The 26541-nt window shown below is 62.5% G+C and carries 22 protein-coding genes and 1 tRNA gene; 13 read left to right on the forward strand and 10 right to left on the reverse strand.

Annotated elements, in window-relative coordinates; all coding sequences use genetic code 11:
- The first annotated feature begins 12 nt into the window (after nt 1-12).
- Nucleotides 13-906 carry a tRNA pseudouridine(55) synthase TruB gene (truB, locus tag QMZ16_RS11355; protein WP_282603340.1) on the forward strand — a complete coding sequence of 298 codons (894 nt, stop codon included), beginning with the start codon at nt 13-15 and terminating at the stop codon, nt 904-906.
- Here truB and QMZ16_RS11360 read toward each other — a convergent pair.
- The 3 genes from QMZ16_RS11360 to QMZ16_RS11370 are packed head-to-tail and all read right to left on the reverse strand — an operon-like array spanning nt 896 to nt 3527.
- Nucleotides 896-1720 (reverse strand): NlpC/P60 family protein, encoded by an 825-nt coding sequence (locus tag QMZ16_RS11360; protein ID WP_282603341.1) that lies wholly within the window; start codon nt 1718-1720, stop codon nt 896-898. The two genes, truB and QMZ16_RS11360, sit on opposite strands and share 11 nt — an antisense overlap.
- A 4-nt stretch (nt 1721-1724) precedes the next feature.
- A complete protein-coding gene (locus QMZ16_RS11365; protein WP_282603342.1) occupies nt 1725-3092 on the reverse strand; it encodes a leucyl aminopeptidase family protein in 1368 nt (455 codons plus the stop codon).
- A 57-nt stretch (nt 3093-3149) separates the two neighbouring features.
- Nucleotides 3150-3527 carry a hypothetical protein gene (locus QMZ16_RS11370; protein ID WP_282603343.1) on the reverse strand — a complete coding sequence of 126 codons (378 nt, stop codon included), beginning with the start codon at nt 3525-3527 and terminating at the stop codon, nt 3150-3152.
- 138 nt (nt 3528-3665) lie between these two features.
- Here QMZ16_RS11370 and QMZ16_RS11375 point away from each other — a divergent pair, with 138 nt between their 5' ends.
- A complete protein-coding gene (locus QMZ16_RS11375; RefSeq protein WP_022708116.1) occupies nt 3666-4313 on the forward strand; it encodes a carbonic anhydrase in 648 nt (215 codons plus the stop codon).
- Between the two features lie 81 nt (nt 4314-4394).
- On the opposite strand, the gene QMZ16_RS11380 is transcribed toward QMZ16_RS11375, so the two are convergent.
- The 4 genes from QMZ16_RS11380 to QMZ16_RS11395 all read right to left on the reverse strand — a co-directional run bounded on the left by QMZ16_RS11380 (nt 4395) and on the right by QMZ16_RS11395 (nt 7727).
- On the reverse strand, nt 4395-5417 hold the full coding sequence (locus QMZ16_RS11380; protein WP_282603344.1) for an aspartate-semialdehyde dehydrogenase: 1023 nt from the start codon (nt 5415-5417) through the stop codon (nt 4395-4397).
- A gap of 111 nt (nt 5418-5528) precedes the next feature.
- A complete protein-coding gene (locus QMZ16_RS11385; RefSeq protein WP_282603345.1) occupies nt 5529-6143 on the reverse strand; it encodes a glycosyltransferase family 29 protein in 615 nt (204 codons plus the stop codon).
- Nucleotides 6140-7171, reverse strand: a complete 1032-nt coding sequence (locus QMZ16_RS11390) for a glycosyltransferase family 4 protein (protein WP_282603347.1) — start codon at nt 7169-7171, stop codon at nt 6140-6142. Before QMZ16_RS11390 ends, QMZ16_RS11385 begins: the two co-directional genes overlap by 4 nt.
- A 70-nt stretch (nt 7172-7241) precedes the next feature.
- A complete protein-coding gene (locus QMZ16_RS11395) occupies nt 7242-7727 on the reverse strand; it encodes a hypothetical protein (protein WP_282603348.1) in 486 nt (161 codons plus the stop codon).
- Nucleotides 7728-7867: 140 nt separating this feature from the next.
- On the opposite strand from QMZ16_RS11395, the gene leuB reads away from it, so the two are divergent.
- The 5 genes from leuB (at nt 7868) to QMZ16_RS11420 (ending at nt 14827) form a co-directional block, all read left to right on the forward strand.
- Nucleotides 7868-8992, forward strand: a complete 1125-nt coding sequence (gene leuB, locus QMZ16_RS11400) for a 3-isopropylmalate dehydrogenase (RefSeq protein WP_282603349.1) — start codon at nt 7868-7870, stop codon at nt 8990-8992.
- A 6-nt stretch (nt 8993-8998) separates the two neighbouring features.
- Entirely contained in the window at nt 8999-9952 is a 954-nt protein-coding gene (locus QMZ16_RS11405) for a DMT family transporter (RefSeq protein ID WP_282603350.1), read from the forward strand.
- A 48-nt stretch (nt 9953-10000) separates the two neighbouring features.
- Nucleotides 10001-10077: transfer RNA gene (locus QMZ16_RS11410), tRNA-Pro, on the forward strand.
- Nucleotides 10078-10698: 621 nt separating this feature from the next.
- Complete coding sequence (locus QMZ16_RS11415) at nt 10699-11487, forward strand: hypothetical protein (RefSeq protein ID WP_282603351.1); 789 nt, start codon at nt 10699-10701, stop codon at nt 11485-11487.
- Nucleotides 11480-14827: a DEAD/DEAH box helicase gene (locus QMZ16_RS11420; protein WP_282603352.1), complete on the forward strand. Its 3348-nt coding sequence runs from the start codon at nt 11480-11482 to the stop codon at nt 14825-14827. The genes QMZ16_RS11415 and QMZ16_RS11420 overlap by 8 nt, the downstream gene beginning before the upstream one ends.
- Nucleotides 14828-15595: 768 nt before the next feature.
- Here the strand turns inward: QMZ16_RS11420 and QMZ16_RS11425 are convergent.
- Both QMZ16_RS11425 and QMZ16_RS11430 read right to left on the reverse strand, forming a co-directional pair.
- The gene (locus QMZ16_RS11425) at nt 15596-15790 is read right to left on the reverse strand and encodes a hypothetical protein (protein WP_282603353.1); all 195 of its coding nucleotides are present in this window, start codon (nt 15788-15790) and stop codon (nt 15596-15598) included.
- Nucleotides 15791-16228: 438 nt separating this feature from the next.
- A complete protein-coding gene (locus QMZ16_RS11430) occupies nt 16229-16798 on the reverse strand; it encodes a helix-turn-helix transcriptional regulator (RefSeq protein ID WP_282603354.1) in 570 nt (189 codons plus the stop codon).
- 77 nt (nt 16799-16875) lie between these two features.
- Between QMZ16_RS11430 and QMZ16_RS11435 the strand changes: the two genes are divergently transcribed.
- The 6 genes from QMZ16_RS11435 to QMZ16_RS11460 all read left to right on the forward strand — a co-directional run bounded on the left by QMZ16_RS11435 (nt 16876) and on the right by QMZ16_RS11460 (nt 25635).
- The gene (locus tag QMZ16_RS11435) at nt 16876-17097 is read left to right on the forward strand and encodes a helix-turn-helix domain-containing protein (RefSeq protein WP_282603355.1); all 222 of its coding nucleotides are present in this window, start codon (nt 16876-16878) and stop codon (nt 17095-17097) included.
- Between the two features lie 211 nt (nt 17098-17308).
- On the forward strand, nt 17309-18001 hold the full coding sequence (locus QMZ16_RS11440) for a TnsA endonuclease N-terminal domain-containing protein (RefSeq protein WP_282603356.1): 693 nt from the start codon (nt 17309-17311) through the stop codon (nt 17999-18001).
- Nucleotides 17998-20154 carry a Mu transposase C-terminal domain-containing protein gene (locus tag QMZ16_RS11445; protein ID WP_282603357.1) on the forward strand — a complete coding sequence of 719 codons (2157 nt, stop codon included), beginning with the start codon at nt 17998-18000 and terminating at the stop codon, nt 20152-20154. The genes QMZ16_RS11440 and QMZ16_RS11445 overlap by 4 nt, the downstream gene beginning before the upstream one ends.
- On the forward strand, nt 20147-21103 hold the full coding sequence (locus QMZ16_RS11450; RefSeq protein WP_282603358.1) for an ATP-binding protein: 957 nt from the start codon (nt 20147-20149) through the stop codon (nt 21101-21103). The genes QMZ16_RS11445 and QMZ16_RS11450 overlap by 8 nt, the downstream gene beginning before the upstream one ends.
- On the forward strand, nt 21100-22926 hold the full coding sequence (locus QMZ16_RS11455) for a TniQ family protein (RefSeq protein ID WP_282603359.1): 1827 nt from the start codon (nt 21100-21102) through the stop codon (nt 22924-22926). Before QMZ16_RS11450 ends, QMZ16_RS11455 begins: the two co-directional genes overlap by 4 nt.
- Before the next feature lie 405 nt (nt 22927-23331).
- On the forward strand, nt 23332-25635 hold the full coding sequence (locus tag QMZ16_RS11460; protein WP_282603360.1) for a hypothetical protein: 2304 nt from the start codon (nt 23332-23334) through the stop codon (nt 25633-25635).
- 559 nt (nt 25636-26194) lie between these two features.
- On the opposite strand, the gene QMZ16_RS11465 is transcribed toward QMZ16_RS11460, so the two are convergent.
- Nucleotides 26195-26541 (reverse strand): hypothetical protein (locus tag QMZ16_RS11465; protein WP_282603361.1); only part of this gene is annotated, 347 nt, incomplete at its 5' end.

Raw genomic sequence — 26541 nt, forward strand, 5'->3', positions numbered from 1 at the left:
AGGAGAACGGGCATGGCACGCAAGAAGGGCCGCGACATCAATGGCTGGCTGATCGTGGACAAGCCGGCGGGCGTGACCTCGACCTCGGTCGTGGCCAAGGTGCGTTGGGCGCTGGATGCGAAGAAGGCGGGCCATGCGGGCACGCTGGACCCCGATGCGACGGGCGTGCTGGCCGTGGCCCTGGGCGAGGCGACGAAGACCGTCCCCATCGTGACCGACGCGCTGAAATGCTACGACTTCCTCGTGAACTGGGGGTCCGAGACCACGACCGACGATGCCTCGGGCGAGGTGTTGCGCCAGTCCGATGCCCGCCCGACCGAGGACCGTGTCCGCGCCGCGCTGTCGAAGTTCACCGGCGACATCATGCAGGTTCCGCCCGCCTATTCCGCGGTCAAGGTCGAGGGCGAGCGCGCCTACGACCTGGCCCGCGAGGGGGTCGAGATGGAACTCGCCGCCCGCCCTCTCTGGGTCGAGAGCCTGTTCCTGAAGGAGGCCGGTCCCGATACCGCGCGGCTGGAAATGGTCTGCGGCAAGGGCGGCTATGTCCGGTCCATCGCCCGCGACCTGGGCCGAGAGCTGGGTTGCCTCGGTCATGTCGCGCATCTGCGCCGCACCTGGTCCGGCCCCTTCGAGGCCGAGAACGGCGTCGAGTTCGCGAAGGTCGACCGCGAGGCGCAGGACTGGCTGGAGGCGCAGCTGCTGCCGCTGGAGACCGGCCTTGCCGACCTGCCGATGCTGCGCGCCACCACCGAGGGCGCGATCCGCATCCGCAACGGCAATCCCGGCGAGGTGACGGGCGGCGCAGATTGGGGCGACCTTGTCTGGGTGTCGGACGCGACCGGCCCTGTCTGCATCGGACGTTACCAGGGCGGCATGGTCCAGCCCGAGCGGGTCTTCAACCTCTGACGCCCTTGCCCGGGCGGCGGGCCCCCAGGAAGGGGCCTTCGCCCGCCGCGTCGATCCGCGCGATGGCATCGGCGATGTTTTCCGTGATGACGGACATCTGCCAGGCGGTCGCGTGGATCATCATCTCCTCGGACATGGCGATGGCCACGTGGCCGGGCCAGAACAGCAGGTCGCCGCGCCGGATCCGGTCGGTTTCCGGGAATGCCTGCCGCTGAAGATCGCTGTCGCCGGGGCAGGGAATGCCGCAGGCCGTCAGCCCCGCCTGCGCAAGCCCCGAGCAGTCGATCCCCCAGGCGCTGTTGCCACCCCACAGATAAGGCACGCCCAGGTATTTCAGCGCGACCTGAACCGGGTCGTGGTCCAGCATCGCATCCACATGCTGAAGGGGGACGAAGCCGCCGCCCGCCAGTTCGGCAAAGCGCCCCTGCGTGGCCGTGACCGACAGCCGCGCCCCGTGGGGCAGGGCCATCAGCTCGCGCTGCTTCATGTCGGGGACGGGATAGACATGCGTCGCCAGTGCCGTCACCCGATGGGTGATCTGCGGCAGATCGGGCTGCAGCGCCTCGGTTGCGACCCAGCCGCAATAGCCGTCCGCCGATTGCACGAAGCTGGCACCGTCGCGATCCTCGATCACGGTGACGTCGGTGCCGAAGATCAGCTGCCGGTCTCGCGGGCCGTCCGGGCGGGCCAGCAGGTCGGCCACGGGGGCAGCCACACGGGCCGCGCGCCCGTCGGTCCAGACGGGCGCATCCAGCGTGCCGCGCAGGCTGTTCAGGGCGATGCGGTCGGTCGCGGGCGTCAGGCGGCGATCCATCGGGTCAACCCACGATCCGCGGCAGGGCCGCAAGAATGGCGCGCGATGCCTGCCCGACGCCGCCCTTGGGCCGCCCCGGCATGGCCGAGGGCTGCCAGCCATAGATGTCGAAATGCGCGTATCGCGTGGCCCCTTGCGCGAAGCGGCGCAGGAACAGCGCGGCGGTGATCGACCCCGCCATGCCGCCCGAGGGCGCGTTGTCCAGATCCGCGATGCCCGGCTCGATCATCGAATCGTAGGGGGCCCAGAACGGCATCCGCCAGACCGGATCGCCCGCCTTGATGCCCGCGGACTGGATCGCCTGCGCGGTCGCGTCGTCGTCGCAGTAGAAGGGCGGCACATCCGGCCCGAGCGCGACCCGCGCCGCCCCCGTCAGCGTCGCAAGCGAGATCATCAGGTCCGGGCCTTCCTCGGCGGCAAGCGCCATCGCGTCGGCCAGCACCAGCCGGCCTTCGGCATCGGTGTTGTTCACCTCGACCGTCAGGCCCTTGCGGCTGGTCAGGATGTCGCCGGGACGGAAGGAATTGCCCGCGACGTTGTTTTCCACCGCCGGGATCAGCACGCGCAGGCGGATGCCGCGCAGCGCGCCCGTATCGGCCAGCATCGACAGCAGCCCCAATGCGGTCGCGGCCCCGCCCATGTCCTTCTTCATCAGCCCCATCGAGGCCCCGGGCTTGAGGTTCAGGCCGCCCGTGTCGAAGCAGACGCCCTTGCCGACCACGGTCAGCATCGGGCCGTCATCGCCGATGCGGATGTCGATCAGGCGGGGCGCAGCCTCGGCCGCGCGGCCCACGGCATGGATCAGGGGCAGGTTGCCGTCCAGAAGCGCCTGCCCGGTCGTCACCTCGATCCGCGCGCCGATGCGGGTCGCAAGGTCGCGGGCGGCCTGTTCCAGCTGCGCGGGGCCCATGTCGCAGGCGGGGGTGTTGATCAGGTCGCGGGTCAGGAACTCGCCCGTGGCGATCGCGATGGCGCGTTCCGCATCCGCACCTTCGGGGCAGCGCAGGCGGGGGCCGTCCTTGGGCGTCCCGGCATAGCGGGTGAAGCCGTATTGCCCCAGCAGCCAGCCAAGGGCCAGCGCATCGGCATCCAGGCCGGCGGGCGCACTCGCCAGGTGCCAGTCGCCCTTGGGCAGCGCATGCGCGCGCGCGATCTGGAAACGCTCGCGGTCCGCGCGGGCCGGATCGCCCAGGCCCATCAGCGCGCCGCGCAGCCCCCCGTCCGCATCGGGCAGCAGGCAGATCTGGCCCGCCCGCGCGGCAAAGCCGGTGGCTGCGGGCCAGTCGCCGGCCTCGGGGGGCAGGTCGTCGCCGGACCAGATCAGCCACAGGGGAAGGGTCGGTGCATCGGACGGGGCGAATTCGGGCGTCATGGCGGTATCCTTGCAGTTCGCCCGCAGCCTACAGCCTGCGAAGGCGCCCGCAACCCGTCACGCCATCGCGCTGCGGTCCCAGATGGCCGTCAGCGACCGGTTGCCCACCCGCATCAGCCGCGCATGGATCGCGGCCAGCGCCGGGGCGTCGCCGCGTTCGGCCGCGGCGCCCAGATCCATCGCCACGCCCGCAAAGGACAGCAGCCCGATCTGCCATGCCAGCCGCGAGATCGTCTCGGACAGCGCGACGACATCGGCGATCCGCCCCGCCCGCAGCGCGGCATCCGCATCGGTCAGCGTGGCGGCCAGCTGTTCCAGCGCCAGCCCGATCACGCGGTGCGCCGCCCCCTCGCCCAGCTGGGCCACGATATCCGCGACCCTGCGCCCGTCCACGCGGACGGGTTCGGACAGCGCAAGCGCCGAAATCTGTGCCATTCCTACCTCCGGCGGCCTTCACGTCAGGGGGCAGGCTTGCCCGTTCGGGGTGAAGAAAGGCTTGACCGCGCTGAGGAAAAACACTCGAATTTTCCGGATCGGCGGCGTATCACGCGGCCCAGAAAGCGAGGTCTCACGATGAACAGCCTGTCTCCGCTGCCGCAATACCTGGTCAAGCGCTACGAGGGGTGGAAGGCGACCACCCATTCCGAAAACCACGCATGGTATCGCCGCCTTGCCGAAGAGGGGCAGCGCCCCCGCGCCATGGTGATTTCCTGCTGCGACAGCCGCGTCCACGTCACCAGCATCTTCGGCGCGGATTCCGGCGAGTTCTTCATCCATCGCAACATCGCGAACCTCGTGCCGCCGCACGCGCCCGACGGGCTGCAGCACGGCACCTCGGCGGCGGTGGAATACGCGGTGACGGCGCTGAAGGTCACGCATCTGATCGTGATGGGCCATACCCGCTGCGGCGGCGTCGCGGGCTGCCATGCGATGTGTTCCGGCCACGCCCCCGAGATGGAGGAGACGACCAGCTTCGTCGGTCGCTGGATGGACATTCTGCGCCCCGGTTACGACCGCGTGAAGGACCTGCCCGAGGCCGAGCAGGTGCCCGCGCTGGAGCGCGAGGCCGTGCTGACCTCGATCCAGAACCTGCTGACCTTCCCCTTCGTCAAGGAGGCCGTCGAGAAGGGCACCCTGTCGCTGCACGGGCTGATCCACGACATCGCCGACGGCACGCTGGTCCAGGCCGAGGGCGACGGCACGCGCTGGTCGGCGGTCTGATCCAGGGCACGCGCATCGAATGCGAAAAGGGCGGCGAGGAAACTCGCCGCCCTTTCTTCTGTCGGGGATGTCCCTTCGGGATCAGCCCTTCTTCAGGATGCGGTTGCCCAGCAGTTCCGCGATCTGCACCGCGTTCAGCGCCGCGCCCTTGCGCAGGTTGTCGCTGACGCACCACAGGTTCAGGCCGTTCTCGATGGTCGAATCCTGGCGGATGCGGCTGATGAAGGTCGCGAAATCGCCCACGCATTCGACCGGGGTCGTGTAGCCGCCGGGCTCGCGCTTGTCGACGACCATGATGCCGGGTGCCTCGCGCAGGATGTCGCGGGCCTCGTCCTCGTCCAGGAAGTCCTCGAACTCGATGTTGATGGCTTCGGAATGGCCGACGAAGACCGGAACGCGCACGCAGGTCGCCGTGACCTTGATCGAGGCATCGACGATTTTCTTCGTTTCCGCGACCATCTTCCATTCTTCCTTGGTCGATCCGTCGTCCATGAAGACGTCGATCTGCGGAATCACGTTGAAGGCGATCTGCTTCTGGAATTTCGACGGCTCGACCTCCTGACCCGGCACGTACATGCCCTTGGTCTGGTTCCACAGCTCGTCCATGCCTTCCTTGCCCGAACCCGACACCGACTGGTAGGTCGAGACGACGACACGCTTGATGCGGGCGCGGTCGTGCAGCGGCTTCAGCGCGACGACCATCTGCGCGGTCGAGCAGTTGGGGTTCGCGATGATGTTCTTCTTGGAATAGCCGGCGATGGCGTCCGGGTTCACTTCCGGCACGATCAGCGGGATATCGGGGTCATAGCGATAGAGCGAGCTGTTATCGATGACCACGCAGCCTGCCTTGGCGGCGACGGGCGCGTATTTCTTGGTCGCGTCCGAGCCGATGGCGAACAGCGCCATGTCCCATCCGGTGAAGTCGAACTGGTCGATATCCTGAATCTTCAGGGTCTTGTCGCCAAAGCTGACCTCGGTGCCCTGCGAGCGACGCGAGGCCAGGACGGCGATCTCATCGACGGGGAACTGGCGCTCGTCCAGGATGTTCAGCATTTCGCGGCCCACATTACCCGTGGCACCGGCGACGACGACTCTATAGCCCATTCGCGGGGACTCCTTCTCCTGCGGTCGGTGGCGTTTAACGCAATCATGGCGCGTTTGAAAGGGTCTTGCCCGAAACGGGTGCCGGAATGCCCATTACTTGCGCAGCCGCGATCAGGCGATGCGCAGTCGCCCGTCGCGGTCCCGCAGCGTCTCGACCATCGCGCGTTCGGCGGCGAAGTCGTGGGGCACCTGGTCCGCGGTCCGGCGTCCCGACAGGCTGAGGCTGGCGAAGAAGTCGAAGCCGTGCAGCGTCAGCGACCGCAGGCGCGACCGCATCAGCAGGTCGATCATCATGGCGCCCGTGGTGGGCGGCGCGCCGAAGCGGTCCCGCAATGCGCGATGCGCTGCCAGCGGATGCAGGTAGAACCCGTCCGAGGATGCGCTTGCCCAGTCCAGCCGCTTGCGTTTGGGCGACATCCACAGGATGCGGCCCGGCGCGATGCGGGAACGGTCGGCATCGCCCAGCCGCGTGGCCAGCGCCAGCCAGTCGGTCCGCGTGCCGTGGCTGAAGGCTGCGGGCATGGGCGCGCGATTGATGCGGATCACGGTGTCGGCGGCGTCGATCCCTGCGCCCTGATCCTTGTCGGCCAGCGCGCGTGCATTGCCGACCAGCGCCACGTCGCGCCCCGCAAGATCGCCCAGCAGGTCGCCCTGCGGGACCGACAGGCGCATCAGCGCATCCTCGTGCCGCAGGGTCCGCGCGATCAGGAAGCCCGCCCGCGTCATGCCAGCATCTCGCGATAGATCTCGACAAGGGCCGCGGCCTCGACCGCGATGTCGTGGTTCGTCACCGCGTGGTCGCGCGCCGCAAGCGCCGCTGCGTCGCGCGCCGCGTCGTCGTCCAGCCAATGCGCGACGGCCGCGTCCAGCGCGGGCGCATCCTCGGGGGCGATCAGCGTGCCCGTGGCGGGGGTCAGCAGTTCCTCGAACGCGCCGACGCGGGTGGCCACGACCGGGACGCCGCAGGACAGCGCCTCGAGGACGGTCAGGCCGAACCCCTCCCACCGCTGCGGCGCCACATAGAGGTCCAGCGCGCCGTACCAGTCGGCCATGCGGTCGACGCTTACCTCGGGCAGGAAGCGGATGCGGTCGGACAGCCCGGCCCCGGCGACCTGCGCCTGCAGGTCCGACAGGAAGGCGCGGTGCTTCTCGGTGGCGCGGCCCATCACCAGCGCGGTGACGCCGGGGCGGTCGGGCAGCAGGCGGATCATCGCGCGGACGAAATCGCCGGTGCCCTTCTGCTCGCGGATGCGGCCATAGCAGCCGACAAGCACCTGGCCTTCGGGCAGGCTCAGCCTTGCGCGCAGGGCCGCGCGGTCCTCGGGCGGGGCGAAGCCCGCGGTGTCGATGCCGTGATGGATCACGTCGGCGGGGCGTTCCAGGTATCCGGCCCCCTTGGCCGATGTCGCGACGATCCGGTCCATCCGTCCGATCAGCCAGCGCGTATATCCGCTGTGCTTCCGCTGCGAGGCCGAGGTGAAGAGCAGCCGGTACCGCCGCCGCAGGATGTGGCGCAAAAACAGCCCCAGGGCCATTTCCGTGTTGCGCCGTGCATGCCAGACGCGCCAGCGGTCGCGGGGCAGGGTGGCCGCGCGCGACAGGGGGATGTGGGGAATGCCCTCGGGCAGGCCCGGCCCCGTGGCCGCGATGGCGATCATCCGCGCCTGCACCGGGATCAGGCGAACCACGGTCGCCGTCACGCCCGACAGGCGGCGCTTGAGGTTGGGTGCAACGATAAGCGGCGCTTCGGGCATCGGGCCTCGTCCAGTATTCGCATGGGTCGGGCCGATCCTAGACCAGCCCGACCGCCGCGAACAGGGGCGCTCAGGGCTGGTCGGTGTCGGGCTTCGCCGCTTCGGCTTCGGGCTGGGGCAGGCCGGGGGTGACGGGGGTCGTGCCGCCGCCCAGCCCGGTCAGATAGGCGATCATCTCGGGGGCCTCGGTGTCGACGCGGTCGCAATTGGCCTGGTCCTCCAGCACGCTGAAGGCCGGGCGGAAATATTCGCGGTCGTAATCCAGCGCGTCGATGCCCAGCCGCTCGATCAGCTTGTCGGTGGTGCCGTTCATCAGCTGCCATTCGGGGTCGCTGATGTCGTGGCCGGTGCAGTTCTCGGTCAGCACGTTCAGCTCGGCCAGGTCGCGCGTCAGGCTGCGCGCCTGATCGTCGGTCAGCGACGACACGTCCGGCAGCGGCACGACAAGGCGGTCGCCCGGCACCCCGTCGGGTGCGGGTTGGGCGGTCACGTCATGCGCCCAGAGCGATATTCCCGCCACCAGCGCGGCGGCCATGAAGATGTCCCAGCTTTTCATCGCGGTCCCCTTAGGCAAAGACGACCGCACCTTCCGCCACCGGGTGCGCGCGCGCAAGGCAAGCTTGCGTGAGGGGGCGCGTGATCTTGACCCCCGCCCATGCGGCCCTTAACCGTTTCAGTCGTCAGAAGGAGGCCCAAATGTCCGACAGCTATTCGCTTCTCATCCTGCCCGGCGACGGGATCGGTCCCGAGGTCATGGCCGAGGTGGTCAAGGTCGTCGACTGGTTCAAGGCGAATCGCGGCCTTCCGCTTGAGGTGCAGCACGACCTGGTGGGCGGTTCCGCCTATGACGTGCATGGCGTGCCGCTGTCGGATGCGACGATGGACCTGGCCCAATCGGTCGATGCGGTCCTGCTGGGCGCCGTGGGCGGTCCGAAATACGACGTGCTGGATTTCAGCGTGAAGCCCGAGCGCGGCCTCTTGCGCCTGCGCAAGGAGATGGACCTGTTCGCCAACCTGCGTCCGGCCCAGTGCTTCGACGCGCTGGCCGATTTCAGCAGCCTCAAGCGCGACGTGGTCGCGGGCCTCGACATCCTGATCGTGCGAGAGCTGACCTCGGGCGTCTATTTCGGCGAGCCGCGCGGCATCCATGCCGACGACAATTCCGACAACGAGGGCGGTCGCGTCGGCATCAACACCCAACGCTATACCAGCGGCGAGATCCGCCGCGTGGCGCGTTCGGCGTTCGAGCTGGCCCGCAAGCGCGGCAACCGCGTCTGCTCGATGGAGAAGGCCAACGTGATGGAGGCCGGGATCCTGTGGCGCGAAGAGGTCCAGTGGGTCCATGACAACGAATATCCCGATGTCGAGCTGTCGCACATGTATGCCGACAACGGCGCGATGCAGCTGGTGCGCAATCCCAAGCAGTTCGACGTGATCGTCACCGACAACCTGTTCGGCGACATCCTGTCGGATGCGGCCGCGATGCTGACGGGCAGCCTGGGGATGCTTCCCTCGGCCAGCCTGGGCGCGCCGATGGCGAACGGACGTCCCAAGGCGATGTACGAGCCCGTGCACGGCAGCGCGCCCGACATCGCGGGGCAGGGCAAGGCCAACCCCATCGCCTGCATCCTCAGCTTCGCGATGGCGCTGCGCTACAGCTTCGCCGAGGTCGAGGCCGCGGCCGCCCTGGAGCGCGCGGTCGAGAAGGTGCTGGCCGACGGCGCGCGCACCGCGGACCTGATGGGCGCCGAGGGCGGCACCCCCGTCAGCACCTCGCAGATGGGCGACCTGATCGTCGCGGCCCTGTCCGAGGGCGTCTGATTGGTCATGTCGGCCAACGTCAAGGGGGCCCTGTTGCAGCTGACTGCGATGGGGATCTTCGCGACGCATGACGTCGTCATCAAGACGCTTGGCCAGACATACCCGCCGCTTCAGATCCTGTTCTTCTCGTCGCTGCTGTCCTTCCCGCTGATCTCGATGATCCTGATGCGGGACCCGAATTCGGGCACGCTGCGGCCCAACAGCCTGTTCTGGGTCCTGCTTCGGACGGGCTGCGCGGTGATCGCGGGCATGGGCGGGTTCTTCGCGTTCTCGACCCTGCCCCTGGCGCAGGTCTATGCGATCCTGTTCACGACCCCCTTGCTGATCACCATCCTGTCGATCCCCATGCTGGGAGAGCGGGTGGGCATCCACCGTTGGGCCGCCGTCGTCGTCGGCCTGTCGGGCGTGCTGATCGTGCTGCGCCCGGGCGCGGGGCAAGAGCTGGGCATGGGCCACGCCGCGGCGCTTGTCAGCGCCCTGGCGGCATCGGTCGGCGCGGTCACGATCCGCCGGCTGGGCAAGTCCGAGCGTCCCCTGGTCCTGATGATGTGGCCGATGCTGGGTAACTTCATCGCGACGGGGGCCTCGCTCGGGTTCGCATATCAGCCGATGCAGCTGGCGCATCTTGGCCTGGCGGGCGTCATCGCCTGTTTTGGCCTTGCGGGCGGGTTCCTGGTGATTCAGGCCTATCGCGCCGGAGAGGCCGCCATCGTCGCGCCGATGCAGTATTCGCAGATCCTGTGGGCCACCGCCTATGGCTGGTTCCTGTTCGACGAGGCCCTGGACATGCCGACGCTGTTGGGCGCGGGCGTCATCATCGCGTCGGGCATCTACATCGTCATCCGTGAGGGCAGCGGGGTATCGGCCAACCGCCCCGCCACCGTCGCCCGCCTGCGCCACGAAACGGTGACCGCCCCGAAATCCGCGATCCTGCAAAGATTGTTGTCGCCGCGCCGCTAAGAAGGGCTTGCATTCGCCCGCGCATGGGGTTACCGACCCCCTCACGGTCGGAGCGTAGCGCAGCCTGGTAGCGCACCTGCTTCGGGAGCAGGGGGTCGGAGGTTCGAATCCTCTCGCTCCGACCATTTTCCCGTTGTGTTGATTGCCACTGAAGTCTTCCTCAAGTGGCCACAATTCTTCCTTTGCGGCAGCAAGACTGACGTAAGACGCGAAGAGTTTTCTCTCGCGCCTCCAACCTAAGTTTTTATCTGGGACAGCCGTCTGCTAATGTCGCCGCACCAATGATGGGGCTAATAGCATGGGAAGAAACGATCAGAAGCCCGAGAACACGAAGGCAGAGCACGAGCAGCGGCTGGCAAAGCGCATCGCTTCCTTACAGGAAAGGGCCAGGCCGCGAAGCAGCGAGCAAACGCTCACATCGGCCGAGCTGAAGGCATTCATGGATGATCAATGGGGCGAAGGTAAGGACGCGGATCGCTAAGCCAGATCGCCTATCAGGTGACCCGCTTATAATTTCAGTCCAAAGCTGTCATTCAGCGAGGAGTAGATGCCGCGACGCATCAACATTGATTACCTGCTTTTCGCCTTCTAATTAGGGACGTGTTGAGACACGCTCCGATTGTTACACATTGATTGGGTGAGGACTACTCTCCGCAGCATCACAATGGGCTGGGAGCACTCCGTAGCTTTTGCCGGACCAATACTCCTTGGGCAATACTCGCCTCCAAACAGGATGACCGACTACCATGGTAATTGCGCTGACACCTATCTTAGAGCGTGAGATATGGTCTGGTGCTACTTGGAGGATCGAGGACGAAAATGAGTTGGCAGTGCTGCTTGCTCGCGTGGCTATTGGGCAAGCCCGAGTTGCTGAGCGCATTCTGCGCGAGGACGGTTTAGTCGACATCAACTACCCAATGGGCGGCTATGAGAGTGCGCGGAACCTACTCAAACTTGGCCCTAGTGGTGATCCGGCCCATCGTGATGGATGGATTTTCCAAGTGATCTCGTGGATTGCCGCGCACCGCGCAGGCAGGCCTGGCATGATCCGGTTGCCACATATGCGACATGCGGACAAGGGTCTCGATGGGCTCTTGATTGAGTTTGACGACGCGGAAATCGCGCGCGTAGTGATCTCTGAGGAGAAGGCGACAGGAAATGCTCGATCTATGGTCCGGGATCGGGTTTGGCCCGAGTTTCGGGACTTTGAGACGGGAAGACGGGATGCTGAACTCGTCGATGGTGTCTCAACATTGCTTGCGGGTGCTGGGCATCCTAATCCCGACGCCGTGGTGGCCGCCATCTTGTGGACGGAGAGGCGGGCCTACCGGGTTGCGGTAACGATCGACGACACGCACGCTTCGGCGAAAGGCCTTAAGGCTCTCTACAAGGGCTACGAGGCGGCCGTCTCCGGCGCGATCGACCGTCGCCGGGCGGAGGCCTTCCAAGTTCAGAATCTCCGGCCCTGGTTCGAAAATATCGCCGTCATGGCAACCGCAATCATCAATGCCGAGGAGGTCGCCATAAATGTATGACGAGAGGACGGCCGATCTAATCCGATCCGCCCCAGACCTTCCCGGCCTCGATCGAGATCGGTTGCCGGAACAACTGTCGCAAGCGTTTTCTGAGATCGTGTCGGCCCGCATCGCATTGCGCGATACGGAGACTCCTGCGGGCGACATCAGCGAGACCATCGCGTTCGCGCGTAAGCTTGCCGCGACCAATGAGGTATTGGTTACGACAAGTCCTGAGCGCGAGAACCGTCGCGCTGCAAGCTTCGTAGCAGCGTCCGCGCATCAACTTGTCCATCAGGCCGAAGCTCTTCTCGGCTTGGCTTCAAGGACTACCTCATTCACAGAGGACGCGATCAGTTCCGACGTCTCAGCAATGCTGCTTTTTTTGATCGCAGGCTCGTCTGCTGACGCCACCGAGGCCGCGCGGGCGCTTCGGTCACCAGAAGAAGATCGGCTTCAACACGAACTCGTACTGAACCTCGGCTGGTTAGCGCGTGGAATGATTGGGACAATCCTCAATCAGGAGCGACGTCCGGTCACCGAGCTGGTCGCAGGCGAAGGTGTTGATGGCACGCGAGCCGCGAACGCTTTGTACCACCGAATTCTCGACGGCGTCCGTGCCCTCGCGGCTGTTTTGGGAGGCATCCCGGAAGCGGATCGGGACCGACCTACCGCGATCTTTCGTGCCGTCGCAAGAGCAGCGAAACCAGACGATGCCATCTCAATCGAAGGCTTTCCGCCGATACCGATCGCTTCGTTTCCAGGCCCGTTCCACTTGGCGCGGCTTCTCGAAACGGCGACTTCGTCACTTCTCGAGGCGGCAGTCATCAATATCAACCCGCCGGACGGTGTACCTGCGGATCGTTGGCATAATTCGATGGCAAGAATCGCGAAGAAGAGGCCATATCTTTGGACTAACCACCTTGCCGCGATCAGTGCAGGTTATCTCGAACCGGGTACATCCTGCGCTGTTGGCTTTCCGACAGGCGCAGGGAAATCGACTACCGCTCAACTGAAGATCCACGCAGCTCTTCTGCGAAACCTGAAGGTGGTTTTCCTCGCGCCGACCCATGCGCTGGTCGATCAGACGGCCCGGGATCTGCGGGCTGCCTTCCCGAATACCGACGTTAAGGGACAGCGAGCAGAGGAGTTTGAAGAAGGCACGCTGCTCGAAGAGCTGCCTGACATACTCGTCATGACCCCAGAGGCATGCCTTTACGCGAGTCACATTGAGCCTGATAGCTTCGCGGATGTCGGATTGCTGATCTTCGACGAATGCCATTTGATTCACCCGAAGACTGACGGGGATCGGCGAGCCATCGACGCGATGCTCTGCTTAATTCGCTTCACGCGAGTCGCCCCGGAGGCTGACCTCGTCCTTCTATCGGCGATGATGAAAAACACGGCAGAAATCGCTGAATGGCTTGGGGAGCTGACTGGGGGAGAACTGAAAGGGCGTCGATCAATCCCCCTTGACGACGTTTGGAAACCAACCCGGCAGTTGCGGGGCTGCGTCGTCTATCAGGCAAGCGAAATCAAACATCTGAACCAGAAAATTGGGGAGGCGTGGAGGAATAAGACGACAAAATTACCGCCTGTAGGGCTCAAGAGGGATCTCCATGCGTCTCCTTTGGGACTGTTCAGTCTGAAACAAACATGGGCCTCGATGAAACGCGACGATTACGCCCTGCTCTCGCTCTTGGATCATCAGGTTCTGCTGACGGCGAACAACTACTGGAGCCTTACCCCAAACTCGGGCGAGCTTGCGTCGCACATCGCGGCATCGGCATCAAGGGCTGGACTTCGGACCCTCGTCTTCTCCCAGTCAATCCCGAACGCATGGTCGATAGCCAAAAAGGCATCGACGCTCATCGACGCTACACCGACCGAACTCACTACAGGCGAAAAGGACCTATACGAGACGGCAGTCGATGAAATGGGCGACGCGGGAGATGTATATCTCGCCGTCGAGAACGGTCTTCTGCAAAGCGCCGCCACGGCGCATCACGGCCTTTTGCTTCCCTACGAAAGAGATTTGGCGGAGAGGCTTTACGGTAGGAATGACGGCCTGCGGGTACTCGCGGCGACCCCGACTTTGGCGCAGGGGATGAATCTTCCTGCCGATTTGGTGATCATCGCTGAAGACAGCCGCTTCGATCGTGAAACGAACCGTCGAGATCTTCTCGATGCTGCTGCGTTGCTGAATGCTGCCGGACGGGCAGGACGCGCGGGTCAAAGCGCGTCAGGTATCGTGCTGATTGTTCCTGGAAAGGTTGTTCCCCTATCAGATGAAGACGGAACGATTGGTGAGCAATGGACGCAGCTCCGGGAGGTTTTCAGCCAGTCCGATCAGTGCTTGGTGCTCGAAGACCCATTCGAAGCCGTCATGGACCGTGTCCATCAAAAGGCGGAGGACGCCGGAGATCTGGAACGGTATGTCGTCAGCCGTCTAATGGAAACGCCCTCAGGAGGCGAAGACGGAGGCTCGCCTCGGGTCGATCTGTCCCGGAGCCTCACGGCGTTCCTAAAGCGCAAGGCGGGTGACGAACAGTGGGTCGCGAGTCGCACGGAGGCCGCCCTGTCTGTCATGTCCGGCACCGATAAAGATGCTGTTGTGCTGGATCAGAGATACCGAGACCTCGCCTCCATGGTCGGCCTCCCAGAGGACGTGCTCAAAGCTTTGTCTGACGCGCTAGCCGACGCCCAAGATGACATGGCAAGCACGGTTGCCGGGATCTGCGAGTGGATGTTCTCATGGATGGAGGCCAATCCGGGTCACCTCTTCCGAATGATTAAGCCCTCGACCTTCGAAGATCTCTTTGGAAAAACCTATAGAGACCTGGCATCGGATGAAGAGAAAGCGAGGTATGCGGTCCCCAAGCTTGAGGCGGCTCTGCGACAATGGATGGACGGCGCGCCCCTGAAAGAAATCCAGCAGACGATATCGACGAATGAGGCTTCGGCGCAGTTCTCGCCTGACGCACGCAAGTTTGTCATTCGCATAATCCCCGACCTGGCGCACGTGATGGGTTTGCCTTCTCGTATGATGCAAATATTCACGTTAGGAGGATCTGAGCCGAATACTGTGGAAGGTGCTGGCCCCCTCCTCCTCGCTCATGTCTGCGTTCGAAGAGGGCTTCGAGATGCAGAGATGGCAGCATTTTCTATGTTGGCTGGCGGTTTACCTCGAAGAGCGACCCATCGCGCGTTCGAGGAGGTGCGCCCGCATGTGGCTGCATCAACAAGCGGCGAGACACTCGAAAGTCTCAAGGAAAGGGTTCGCGCGGGTAAGAACCTCAAAGAAGCTGTCGAGGCGTTCTCAAATATTGACTTGGGTCCATTCGACAATCCTCATTTGTGATAACGGTGCTAAGAGAGCGGCGAGAAGGTACAGCGAAGGTCGGTTCTTGGCCCATTCTCCCTTTGGCCCTGTCGCTCGGTCCCCACCATAGTCCCTCGAATCGGCTGGCAGCTGTTCGCGTATACCGCGCTGTGTGCCTTGGATCACGGTGGCCAAGATAGTCTTGGATCAGTCGTAGGTCGTATCCGCGATTGGCGAGCGCGAAACCGCAGGAATGGCGCAACATGTGGGGATGGATATGACCGAGACCGGCCCGTTCTCCAGCCGCCGCGAGAACATAGTTGACGGCCTGCCGGGTAAGCGGCTGTTGCCGTTCCGAGACGAACAGCCAAGGCAGAAAGTCGTCACGTTGGCCGAGGCAGCGTCGGATCGCCCGTAGTTCGTCTCCCTCGACGGGGTGCTCGACGCTCAGCCCGCGTTTTAGCCGCGGCACCCACGGGCGGGACTGCTCCAAATCGACATGATCCCGGCGTAGGGCAATTGCTTCGGAAACCCGCAGCCCATGCCGGAACATCATCAGGACTAGCAGGTGATCCCGGGCACCGTGCCGGCCAGCCTTCGCGCACGCGAGGTGCTTATCGATCTGAGCAAGGCCTAGATAGTCCCGACCGCGCTCATGGGCATCGGCGGCCACATCTGCATCACTTTTGACATTTCGCCGTGTGGACATAGGTTTGGCGGATCCGCTTAGGTCAAGAAAGCATGCGTTCTGGTACACTCCGTCTGCGCCAACTCTTTACGAAAAGCGTATTCTGTAAAGAGTGAGTATCATGGCCTCTGGCGCGCCTCCTCTTCAGCAACGCGGTTCTTCAGTGCCTGCAGAATGAAATCCTCAATCTCCTTCACCCGCAGTCCATGATCGAAGGCTAATCGATCTACAAGCTGGCTGATCTCGGGATTCTTGGGTCCATACAGGGCCCAGTCATCCAGGTCGTGACGGTCGGGATGGTGGCGAGGTGTCATCGTGTCCCTCTTTGCTCCGTGATGTCATCCTATCTAGGGAGCCTGTGCTCATCCGGCGTCAGCCGCGCCCCGCCCGACAGAATTCCTTGAATAGATTCAGGCGCGCTTGGGTTGTGCCGCTGACAGCTGCCCCTGGATGGCCGATCAGCGCCGCCAATCGCCTGTAGGCCTGCCACTCCCTCCAAACGGCATGTCCAAGCCAAAGGAACGCCGGCACAAGAAGCGCAGCGGATAACAGCCATAGGACTACTTCCCAAAGGGAAGCCTCCGCGACAGGGACCAGTGTGGAAAACTTGATCTGGCCAAGAACGAACACGATAGCGCTGGTCGTATAGACGGATCCCGCACGCCTGCTGTGCGCCATGGCCCGCGCCCAAGCCCGCTCAAGGTCAATCTGCGCCAGTCCCCGGTCAACCGAATATGGCGGCATGCATCACCTCACTCTTTCAGCAGATCGACCCAATGCCTGACATCCGGCATCCCTACACGGGTTCCATCCCGCAGGGCCTTCCACCACCCGGATATAATCTTGCCCTGGTTCTTCGGCGGCAGTGACACCTGTGTCGCGACGAGATGGGCGCCAAGCTCCTCGACAAAGGCGGCCAAGGCTTCAGCATCTTCACCTTCGCGGGGCAGGCCTTGGCCCAGCAGGACCCAGTTCGGAGCAAGTCCATGGCATGCGCGGAGCTGGCGCAAGAGCTCCGCAGAGATGCTCCGCGTTCCTTTTTCATAATGCTGGTACGAGCGCGGCGACACGTTGAGGCTGGCGGCGAAGCCTGTCTGTGTCATCCCAAGGCCCACACGGATCAGGGCCAGACGTCTGCCGATAGCCGCATCGCTATCGGAGTCAGGCAATACAGAAGAGGGCTGTTCGGGCACAACTGTCTCCAAGGCATACAAAACGACGAGCAACCGCTGCCACGAGGCAAGAATGAAAAACCTCGGCTCAGACGCACTTTCGGACGTATCAAGACCGCATACAAGATAATTGCGTTGATAAAGACGCAATCCTAGTGCTAGCTTTCTTGTGAACTATCCACTCAACTCGTCGGGCTCGTGCCAACATGTTGCGATTGACGCCAGAGGTGAACCTAGAACTGCACGACGAAATCAAGCGTGCGCTCAGGGCACAGAAGGTCACGCTGCGCAGCATTGCCGAAGAAGCGGGCTGTAGCCTCAGCATGGCCTCGATGGTGTCGCAGGGATACAGATCCAGCAAGGTCGTCGAAGGTCTGATCGCCGAGAAGCTTGGCAAGACACCGGAGACGCTCTGGCCTGACCGGTACAATACAGGAAAGGAGCGCTGACGTGAACACTGGATAGAAAAAGCGACCTCGAAAGCTGTCGCTTCCGAGATCGCCGATCGATTGGTCCTCGATAGGTAATCCTCCCGCGCCAGCTTCGAAAAGTCAAGCACGAGCGCTGCCACCGGCAGCGCCGCAACCCTTTTTGCCCTGATACAGGAGGAGCGCCCTTGGGCGAATGGTCACGCCTGACCATTCGCCGGGCCAACTAGCCATGAGCTATCCGCTTGAGCCGTCGTTCACACGCCCCTTACCAAGCAAGGCGACACGCAAACCACCCGCCCGATCCAAGTCCAGCAGCCGCGGACATGTTACTGGTGGTGGATCACCGTCCGGAGCTCCACCGCGCCTGCGGTATTACGAAAGCAAGCGAGAACAGGATGTACTCTACCTGCTTCTAGCGCGCCCGGATGTTGTTGATCTCTGGGACCAGCCGCCACCCGTGTTCTATCACGATGCCAACGGCCGAAAGCGCAGCCACACCTTCGACTTCCTGATCACCCTGACCGGTGGAAAGCGCATTGCCATCGCGGTGAAGCCCGATGCGATCGCCGAGCGCCAAGGTTTCCGCGAAACCCTGCAGCGCATCCGAGCGGCAACTCCGCTCAGTTTCGCCGATGAGATCGTACTGATCACTGAGAGGTCCTACTGCCCATCGGCTGCCCGAAATGCGCAGAAGCTGCACGATTTTCGGCGAACTCCGGACCCCGAGGCTGACGGCTCTATCGGAACCCTGGTGCGGGGCCTCGGCGGGCCGACGACTATTGCCGAGTTGGTGGAAGCATCGGGACTCGGCGGTCGGGCGTTCCGCGCAGCCTTCAGGGCCATCTATGCCGGTATCCTGCGCGCCCTGGAGCCCGGCGACATTCTTCCCACAACCCGCATCATTCCGGAGGCCCCGCAATGACCCGTCATTTCCGTGTCTCTGAGGCGGACTGCCTTGAAATCGCTGGCACTGCGCATCGGCTCATCCGATCAGACAAGACCGGAACGATCTGGGCGAGACTTGATGACGATAATGTCCGTCTGTCGTTTTCGGGTGAGGAGTTGCTCAGACTGCTCGCGGCGCCCGACACACGCCTGAAACGCGGTCAATTCTCTGATCAATCCGCGTTTCTAAGGCTGCGTTGCGACTTCAGGTACATAGCGACTCTGCCCGCGGAAGAACGGAGCCGCATTCTCTGGCAGATGACATGCGCCAAGTTCTTCCTGGAGGCGGAGGCGAGGGGCGACACCACGCGCTCGGAAGCCAGCGTCGAAGAGATCCTGGCAGAGCTCGAACAGTGTGTGAACGCTGTGGAGCATAGTGGACAGGATGTGGGGCGTACGCCTCGGGCCGGTCAGGGTTACATCACGCGCAAGTTCCCTTGTGCACGTACGCTGCTGGAATGGGCGCGCCTTTATGAAAGGGCTGGGCGAAGCCCTCTCGTCTTCTTGCGCAAGCGTCGCCTTGGGCCAGCGTCACGCAAGCTGGTGGCCGAAGCCGAAACTCTGCTGGCAGAATGCGTTTTCGGCTACCTCGACCGAAACGAGCCCTCCCAGCAGGACATCGTGAATAAGGTCCTGGAACGGTTCAAAATCGAGAACAACGGGCGTGCCGAAGCCGGAAGGCCGTGTCTCCCAGTTCCTTCCGCTCGCACCGTCCGGCGCCGGATCAAGGCGCTGGATCCATTCGAGGTCGTCGCCCAACGCAAAGGCATCGAGGCGGCCCGCAGGAGGTTCGGATTTTACGAGGAGGGTCTCATGGCGGATTATCCGTTGCAGCGCGTTGAAATGGATGAATGGCAGATCGATCTTGCCACGTTACTCGGCGACAGCGGCGCCCTGGATGGGCTGGCGGCAGGGGATCGAGCGAAGTTCGCGGTTGGACGACGATGGATCTATGTCGCCATCGACTGTGCCACCCGTTGCGTCCTGGGTTTCCGGATCGTTGCAACGCCGAATGCCCAGGATGCGATCCGCACGCTTAACCTGATCATACAGGACAAGACATCGATCGCACTGGCTGCTGGCTGCGTCAGCCGATGGGATCACTCAGGCGGCATCGGCGTCCTGGTGACCGATCAGGGTTCCGCTTTTGCCGCCGAGAACTTCCGCATGGCTGTGGCCGACCTGGGCGCCACCTATGAGGCGCCACCGGCAGGCGTGCCGAAGCTGCGAGCCCGGATCGAGCGCATCTTCCGAACCTTCGGTCAGCAGCTTGCACCGATGCTGATCGGGCGGACCTTTTCCAACCCGACCGAGCGCGGCGATTACCCATCCGAGCAATGGGCCGCGTTGACCGATGACGAGCTCGCAGAAGTTTTCACGCTGTTCGTCGTCGACATCTACCATAATACGCCGCATTCCGGCCTGAAGGGAGAGACCCCGGCCAATGCCTGGAAGCGCCTGTCCACCGAGCAAGGCGTCACGCCGCCACCCGATGCCAATCAGCGCCGCGCGGTCTTCGGCATCCCGCTCAGCCGGAAGCTGGATCGGCATGGTGTAAGGGTGTTCGGCGTCAACTACACCTGCCCGATGCTTCAGGAAGCACTGATGCGCGGTGCAGACACCGAAATCCCGGTCCGGGTCGATCCGGAGGATCTGACCCATATATCGGTCTGCCTGGGCCACGAATGGCATTCTGCTCTGGCAGTCTCTGAGGCTGTTCACGGGCTTTCGCTTGATGAATGGCAGACCATCGTGCGCGATCTTCGCACGCGCTTCAAAGAGCAGGCGTCCTTGTCCGAGGACATCATCCGTGAAGCGCGCAGGAAGATTCGGGCTATCGATGCCCGGGCGCGGGAATTGCGGCGCATCCAGCCGCAACACCTGACCGCCGAGGCACTGAACCGTCTGGAGAGCAGGCTTTTCCTGGGCCTTCGTGTCGGGCCCAAAGCGTCCGCGGCTTCCGGCGACCTGGAGAAGCCGACAGGGCGGAAGCGCCCGAACCCCGATGATCTGCTGAGTGAGGTCATCGAGCCGCCCAACGCGCCGAAACCGCCAAGCGATGGCGAACAGGCAGGTCCAGTCGATCCGTCTAAGTCCAGCGATGATGATGACTGGAGCTTCCATGGCTGATGGCACCCAGAATGGCATTCCGCAGCGCGTCCTCGCGCTGCGGAGCATGTTCTCGAAGAACCGCACCCATCGCGAACTCGACGAACGCTTCCGTTACCTTCTGGACCGACGCCGTACGGAACTGGAAGCTGGCGTGATCGCCGAAGCCCGATGCATCGCCCTGATCGGTGCGTCAGGCAGCGGCAAGACCACCGCGGCCGAGCACCTTTTCGCATCACAACCGGATCTCGTGCTCCATGATCCTCACGGCCCAAGGCTGGACGTCGCTAGTTTCCAGGTGCCATCGCCCGCAACCTTGAAATTCGTCGGTCAGACTGTCTTGGAAACGCTTGGCTTCGACCTTAAACGGGACAAATCAGCTCAGATCATCTGGAGCATGGCCAAGGGGCATCTGGAAGCGCGCAGAACCCTGTTCCTGCATATTGATGAGGCGCAGGACCTCATGCGTCACCAGACGCCCAGAGAGCTCAACGCTGTCGTCAGCACGCTGAAATCCCTTCTGCAGCACAAATCCTGGCCGGTGGGGCTGATCCTAACCGGCACCGCCGAACTGAAAACCCTGATCAACCACGATCCGCAGCTGGCACGGCGGGTTTTTCCGATCGAGTGCGCTCGGCTAAACATCCTTGTAGACAGCGACCGCATCCTCAAGGCCATCGCTCACTATTCCAAGGCCGCCGGGATCGCTGTTTCTGCCGATACCCTGAATCGCGACCTTGCTGCACGGATGGCCCATGCGGCCGATCGCGAGTTCGGCCTGATGAACGAGATGATCATCCAATCCCTGGAAGAAGCCATGATAACGGGCGACGAGGAGGTCCGACGGCAGCACTTCACGTCTATGTTCCGCAAGCGAGCGGGCTGCGTGGACGGGTTGAACGTCTTCGTCGCCGACGATTTCGAACGGATCGACGTTCGACGCCTGCTGGATCACGGGGATGATGCATGAGCGTCGGAAAACTGGCCCTGAGGCATGTTCCCATGCCTCGGGAGACACCGACCTCGCTCGTGTCGCGTCTGGCCGTGCGCAATCTGTGCCCGACAGCCAGTGACTTCTGCCTCGATGTCGGCCTCGATTGGAGGGCCGTCATCAAGGGTGCCGCTGGTGAAATCGACCGGCTTGCGGCCTTGGCTGGAGCAGATCGTAGCGCGCTTCAGCGCTACGCCCTGCGGACAGTCGGCCCATCGCGCTTTCGGATCGGCCGGGAAACAGGAACGATCGCGACCATTCACAGGTCGCGCACGAAGATCTGCATCGAGTGCGTTGTGGAAAGCATGGGTCGGCATGGTCTTTCCGGGGCGTTTCGCTCTGCCGACTGGCAGCTGGTTTCGATCAGGACCTGCGAGCGGCACGGCATCTGGCTGACCTCGTTGCCACACGAGAAATTCACCATCGACAACTATGATGTGGCCCGCTGCATCGAGCGGCACATGACCCTGCTTGATGAAACCGCGACCAATGCCGTTCCATCTCCGCTGGAGGCCTATCTGAGGACGCGACTTGATGGCGGCAGATCTGCTTCGTGGCTGGACACCTTGCCAATGCATGTCGTTTCTCGTCTCTGCGAAATGCTGGGCGCTCGCATGGAGTATGGCTCTTCGATCCGTGCCTTGGGTCTGACCGAGGACATGCTGCATCGGGCCGGGGGAATTGGCTTCGCAGCGATCAAGGATGGCCCGCAGGCGCTGCGACGCAGCCTTGAAGGTTTGAGAAGCGCGGAGGTTCGCAAGGGCGGTTTCCAGCATGCAGCCGACCTGGGCGTCCTCTACCACTGGCTGTCAGCCAGCCGAGCTTCGAGAGAGTTGCGACCGGTCCAGCAGCTCGTCCGCAGCTTCATCGTTGAAAACTATCCCCTCGATCCCGGTCGCGTGATACTGGGACAGGCAATCCAAGAGCCGCAACTGCTTAGCCTCGAACATGTTCGGCAGCGGCTCGAAATGCGCCCGGAACGGGTCGTGCGGTTGCTCCGGCAGGCCGGGCTTCACGATGGCAATCTGTCGCGCGGGATCAGCGTGGCAAAGGTTTCGCGGCTCGAGGCCTATATCCAGCAGTTCGTCACCACGACGGCAGCCGCATCCATCATCGGATGTCATCCAGGTCAGCTTGCACAGCTTCAGAATGCCGGGCTGCTTGTGCCGCGAGAAATGGAAGAAGGCGTCCATCGCCTGCATCGCGATGACCTTGATGCGTTCGTACGACCGATTGCTGATCTTCCAGAAGTAGCGAACGCCGGTGCGCTTAGAACCCCTTGGAAAACCTACAACTACGTGAAGTGCTCGATTGCGGACATCTGCCGTCTGCTTCTGGACGGGCAGCTCAAGAGCGCGTGTCGGCTGCCGGGACCTCCGAGCCTGTCCGCGGTGCTCATGGATCCGGAAGAGGTGCGACGGCATCTCATCATGGAGGCACCCGACGATCCTTCCGCCAAGGACACCGCCAGAAGGCTGAAAACCAATCAGCAAACCCTGCACTATTTGGCAAGCCAGGGTCTGCTATCGCTGAACCGGCGGCGGCACCCGGTCACGCGCAGCATCAGGTGGTATGTCGAGCGTTGCAGCCTTGAGCAGTTCGAGAAACGGTTCGTCACGGTCGGTGTGCTGGCAATAGAGCTGGGCGAACGGCCCGGACCTCTGGCGAAGCGGTTGGAAGCGCTTGGGATCAGGCCAATCTATTCCGTACCGAATGTCAGCCGAGTCTATCAACGGACGGCCTTGGCCGGATTGACGATCGATGGGCGCGGCGAGGAGGTGCCTCTGGCCGAAGCCAATTGATAGACGACTTGATCAGCATAACCGTTCTTGTGCGGAGGTCTTCTTCATCGGAAACTCCTCGTTCATCCTGCCGAGCGAATTCCGCTTCCGCGTCCCCCTAGGATCCGGGCGGTTAACTTCGGGAAGTAGGCTCAGGAAACGCCATCTACGCAGTGCTCATCCAGAAAAGATCAGATTTATCGCTGCTCTGTTTTCGCGCGATGAATCACGCCTTTTCGCTGAAATCGATGGGCCCTGACCCGAGTAAGCTCATTATCCAAGACAAGTTCGATCACCCCGGCTACTAGTTAACCATTGACCACTGGTGATTTGATGTTCCGCCCCACAGTCCGCGCTTTCATTCCTACCTGCATCATCTGCTTCTCTTTGCTGATATGGCGAATCGCAGCTCCGATGGGTGCGTCGATGCTGATTCTGCTACTGCCGTTGGCTTGGTTGCTGTTTACGGGGCATGCGCGGATTGCACGGCAAAGTCATCGTGCCGAACAGCAAGCCATTTGGCAGGACAGGTCATGGGGCCCAAAGATACTGACAGGTCGGCTTGGTGCGATTTTCGGCGCAACGGTATTCACAGTCGCGGCGATCATCCTTCTTGCGCGGGAGGCGGCAACCGCGACTAGGGACGAGTTGTGGGTATTCCCGGCCGGGGCGGTCCTGGCCTCGGCAATTTACTTACTGACAAGAAGGCGGCTTGGGAGAGAGCTTCGCGACCCTTTCGATCGCCGTGGGGCCATCGCATTGGCAACCTGTCTAGGAGCAGTTCCTGTCATCGTTGTACAGGCCTGGTATATCTACAATTTCGACGTCCTTCCCTCGAATCTGTCGGACGCGACTATAAAGGATCTGCCGCGGATCTCATGGGAAACGATGCCCGATGGCAGCGGTCAGCTGCGGATGCTTCTGCTTCCCTTGCACTTTCTGGATACTCTGAAGCTGTGGCTGGCAACTCAGTATCCAGAGAAACGCTGGCTCGCGGTCTTCGTCAGTCTGGACGCGGCACTTTTCGGGATCGTAGTTTCACGTTCGGCGGCATTGCTGGCTGACCGGACCATGCCGAACTCGGCGAACAGTGCCGCTGTGCAGGTCGATTTTGGTCGGCTGCATTCGCGTGTGTTCTGGGGAACAATCGCGACTCTCATGGCAATTACGGTGTCATTGCAGGTCGTCGCTGCCCGCCGCGCGCATGACGTACTGTCAAATGAAAACGCCTTGATCCAGAACGCGACAGCTATATGGGAGGATATCCTCGGCACGGCCGCTGGAGAGGCTGCAAGGGCAGCGGAGGCGCCGATCGACGAGTTGATCAATGCGGCGTTTGAGCCTGTCTATCAAGCTGTCCCTGCCTTCACTGACCGACATTACAGCCTCGTGGGCGAATATACTGAGCTTGCAATCGCGGCGGCCGGCCAATTCGATGTTGATGTCGAGACCAGGCTGGCTGCCGGGTTGTCAGAACGGATCGAGAATGTTGCCAAGAAGGTCGACGAAATATTCTTGGACGAGTATCGGCGTTCCCTTCAGGAACGAGTCGAGGTGGCGGGGGATTCACTCGATCTCGGGCATGCACGTGGCGTTGTGTTGACCGACGCAATTCAGCGAGCGGCATTTACGAAGCCTGTTGCGATTGGATCTGGAGTAGCCGGATTTGCAGGGGCCAAGCTGCTGGGCAAGGCTCTCGCCAAAAATATCGGAGCAAAAATTTCGGCCAAAGTAGCAGCAAAAGGGGCAATCAAAAGCGGGTCGATGCTAGCGGGGGCGGGCACTGGCACGGCAATTTGCGCACCCGCAGGCCCTGCGGCGCTTGCCTGCAGCCTGATCGGCGCGGCCGCAACTTGGATTGCCGCTGACATGGTGATGATCCGATTGGACGAAGCCATGAATCGAGATGAATTCGTTGCCCAATTGCACGAGGCGATTGACGAACAGAAGGCTGGCGTCGCTCTGATACTGCGAGAAAACCTTGGGCAGAGGGCTGCCGAACTACACAGGATTGCTCCACAACAAGCAAGAGATGTCACCCTCGCAGCGCTATCCGAGGATCGTCAGATCGAGACATGTGACGCCGCAAGGCAGTTGATCGGCAACTACGCGATCATACAGGATCGCATCGAAGCAAGGACAACTCCCACCTTGGCCGCCTTTCGGAGTGATCTGGGCAAGGCATCCGAAGATCCGGTTCTCAAGCCCATGGCGGATGCAATGCTCAAGGAGCTTGATGCGAAGGCCCATTCGTTCAGGTTATCTAGCGTGATGATGCAAGGAAATTTCCGCGCAGACGATCGCGCGGATCGCGCCGTCTCGGCCTCGGCCAGGATCGGAGGACAAGTCTTTGATCTAGAGCGGCAACGCGCGACCAAGGAGCGAGGCTTTACCCTTTTTACTGCACCGAACCAAGATATCGACCTTGGCGATAGTCCCGAAATCGACGTGGCATTGCAGCAGCATCTCAGGGTCCGCTCAGACCGCTTCTTTGGTGGGACAGGGCGAATGGACATTGATTCACATCTGATCGCGACGGGTGGCCTTCTCGGAAAGTTGGTTGTGCCGGTGCAGGTGCGTCGAGACGAAACTGCGGACAATCTCGCATCGACCCAAGCTTCCGATGGCCCATCAGCACCTGTTGAGGTGTCGTTATCTGTCGAAGCGCCGCGACTAGCTGCACCAATTCCGCTCAGCGTCTGCCAGAACCTGGTTCACGGCGATCTCTGAACACCTCATCACAGGCTAAGCCCGCCGTTCAGTCCTTGCTTGATCGGCGCAGCGCAACTCCACCACACCGACCGTTCGTCCATCGCGCGGCATCTCTAGGGGATGAAGGTCCGAAAAGCGAACATTGGGTCAGGACACCTAGCCGTAGTATGACGGTCACGGCGAGGGCGATAGCGGAGAGGACGACCTTTGAACACCGGTCATCGCGCGTTGCTCCGCCACCAACTCGGTGACGGTCAGTTCGCTGCGAATGGCCTTGAGCACCACTTAGGTCTTGAACTCGGCGCCGTAATTCCTTCGTCTGCAGGCCGCGCTGTTCTTCCTCTTCCTCTTGCCGACAATCTTAGCGGGATTTCCGGGTTTCAGGGACAGCCTCATAGCGAGCACCACCCAGCCTACTGGCGGAGGTTTTTGTCCGCTGAGTGATTGGCACGTACAGGGTCAAGGAAGGAAGCTTTCATTGGCAAGAATGGAAGATGGGATGCTTTCCGGCAGTGCTAAGCACTTGCTTTACTGTCAGTAGAAAGGAAGCTTTCAATGGCAATTCACACGTTGTTTATCAGCAGATAGTTTTTCCTTTCTCGTCAAAGAGCTTGCCTTTGGCGCGCAAACGAACGCCGTTCTCCCTAAGCGCGATCATGACGCGCCGCTGTGGGCAGCTGGTGTAGGCACGACCAGCCTCATCACCGAGCATGATCCTCGCTGCTTTCATAGATGCCCGGAATCCGGTGGCGCCTTGATTCGCGACGAGATCTCGAGCGGGAAGCAGTCTGTCCCTAGGGTCAGGACCCATTAATCGGGTTGCGACCACCTTGCCGGCGTGATTCACGCTCCCGAACTGATGGGGGCATGATGAGCAATCTTTTCTGGCTGAGCGATGAGCAGATGGCGCGGTTGCGGCCGTTC

This window comes from Paracoccus sp. PARArs4 (assembly GCF_947311865.1).
Taxonomy (GTDB): domain Bacteria; phylum Pseudomonadota; class Alphaproteobacteria; order Rhodobacterales; family Rhodobacteraceae; genus Paracoccus; species Paracoccus zeaxanthinifaciens.

Excerpts from the sequence above, each read along its gene's own strand:
- truB (WP_282603340.1), top strand. The coding sequence starts at position 13 with ATGGCACGCAAGAAGGGCCGCGACATCAATGGCTGGCTGATCGTGGAC.
- QMZ16_RS11360 (WP_282603341.1), bottom strand. The coding sequence starts at position 1,720 with ATGGATCGCCGCCTGACGCCCGCGACCGACCGCATCGCCCTGAACAGC.
- QMZ16_RS11365 (WP_282603342.1), bottom strand. The coding sequence starts at position 3,092 with ATGACGCCCGAATTCGCCCCGTCCGATGCACCGACCCTTCCCCTGTGG.
- QMZ16_RS11370 (WP_282603343.1), bottom strand. The coding sequence starts at position 3,527 with ATGGCACAGATTTCGGCGCTTGCGCTGTCCGAACCCGTCCGCGTGGAC.
- QMZ16_RS11375 (WP_022708116.1), top strand. The coding sequence starts at position 3,666 with ATGAACAGCCTGTCTCCGCTGCCGCAATACCTGGTCAAGCGCTACGAG.
- QMZ16_RS11380 (WP_282603344.1), bottom strand. The coding sequence starts at position 5,417 with ATGGGCTATAGAGTCGTCGTCGCCGGTGCCACGGGTAATGTGGGCCGC.
- QMZ16_RS11385 (WP_282603345.1), bottom strand. The coding sequence starts at position 6,143 with ATGACGCGGGCGGGCTTCCTGATCGCGCGGACCCTGCGGCACGAGGAT.
- QMZ16_RS11390 (WP_282603347.1), bottom strand. The coding sequence starts at position 7,171 with ATGCCCGAAGCGCCGCTTATCGTTGCACCCAACCTCAAGCGCCGCCTG.
- QMZ16_RS11395 (WP_282603348.1), bottom strand. The coding sequence starts at position 7,727 with ATGAAAAGCTGGGACATCTTCATGGCCGCCGCGCTGGTGGCGGGAATA.
- leuB (WP_282603349.1), top strand. The coding sequence starts at position 7,868 with ATGTCCGACAGCTATTCGCTTCTCATCCTGCCCGGCGACGGGATCGGT.
- QMZ16_RS11405 (WP_282603350.1), top strand. The coding sequence starts at position 8,999 with ATGTCGGCCAACGTCAAGGGGGCCCTGTTGCAGCTGACTGCGATGGGG.
- QMZ16_RS11415 (WP_282603351.1), top strand. The coding sequence starts at position 10,699 with ATGGTAATTGCGCTGACACCTATCTTAGAGCGTGAGATATGGTCTGGT.
- QMZ16_RS11420 (WP_282603352.1), top strand. The coding sequence starts at position 11,480 with ATGTATGACGAGAGGACGGCCGATCTAATCCGATCCGCCCCAGACCTT.
- QMZ16_RS11425 (WP_282603353.1), bottom strand. The coding sequence starts at position 15,790 with ATGACACCTCGCCACCATCCCGACCGTCACGACCTGGATGACTGGGCC.
- QMZ16_RS11440 (WP_282603356.1), top strand. The coding sequence starts at position 17,309 with ATGAGCTATCCGCTTGAGCCGTCGTTCACACGCCCCTTACCAAGCAAG.
- QMZ16_RS11445 (WP_282603357.1), top strand. The coding sequence starts at position 17,998 with ATGACCCGTCATTTCCGTGTCTCTGAGGCGGACTGCCTTGAAATCGCT.
- QMZ16_RS11450 (WP_282603358.1), top strand. The coding sequence starts at position 20,147 with ATGGCTGATGGCACCCAGAATGGCATTCCGCAGCGCGTCCTCGCGCTG.
- QMZ16_RS11455 (WP_282603359.1), top strand. The coding sequence starts at position 21,100 with ATGAGCGTCGGAAAACTGGCCCTGAGGCATGTTCCCATGCCTCGGGAG.
- QMZ16_RS11460 (WP_282603360.1), top strand. The coding sequence starts at position 23,332 with ATGCTGATTCTGCTACTGCCGTTGGCTTGGTTGCTGTTTACGGGGCAT.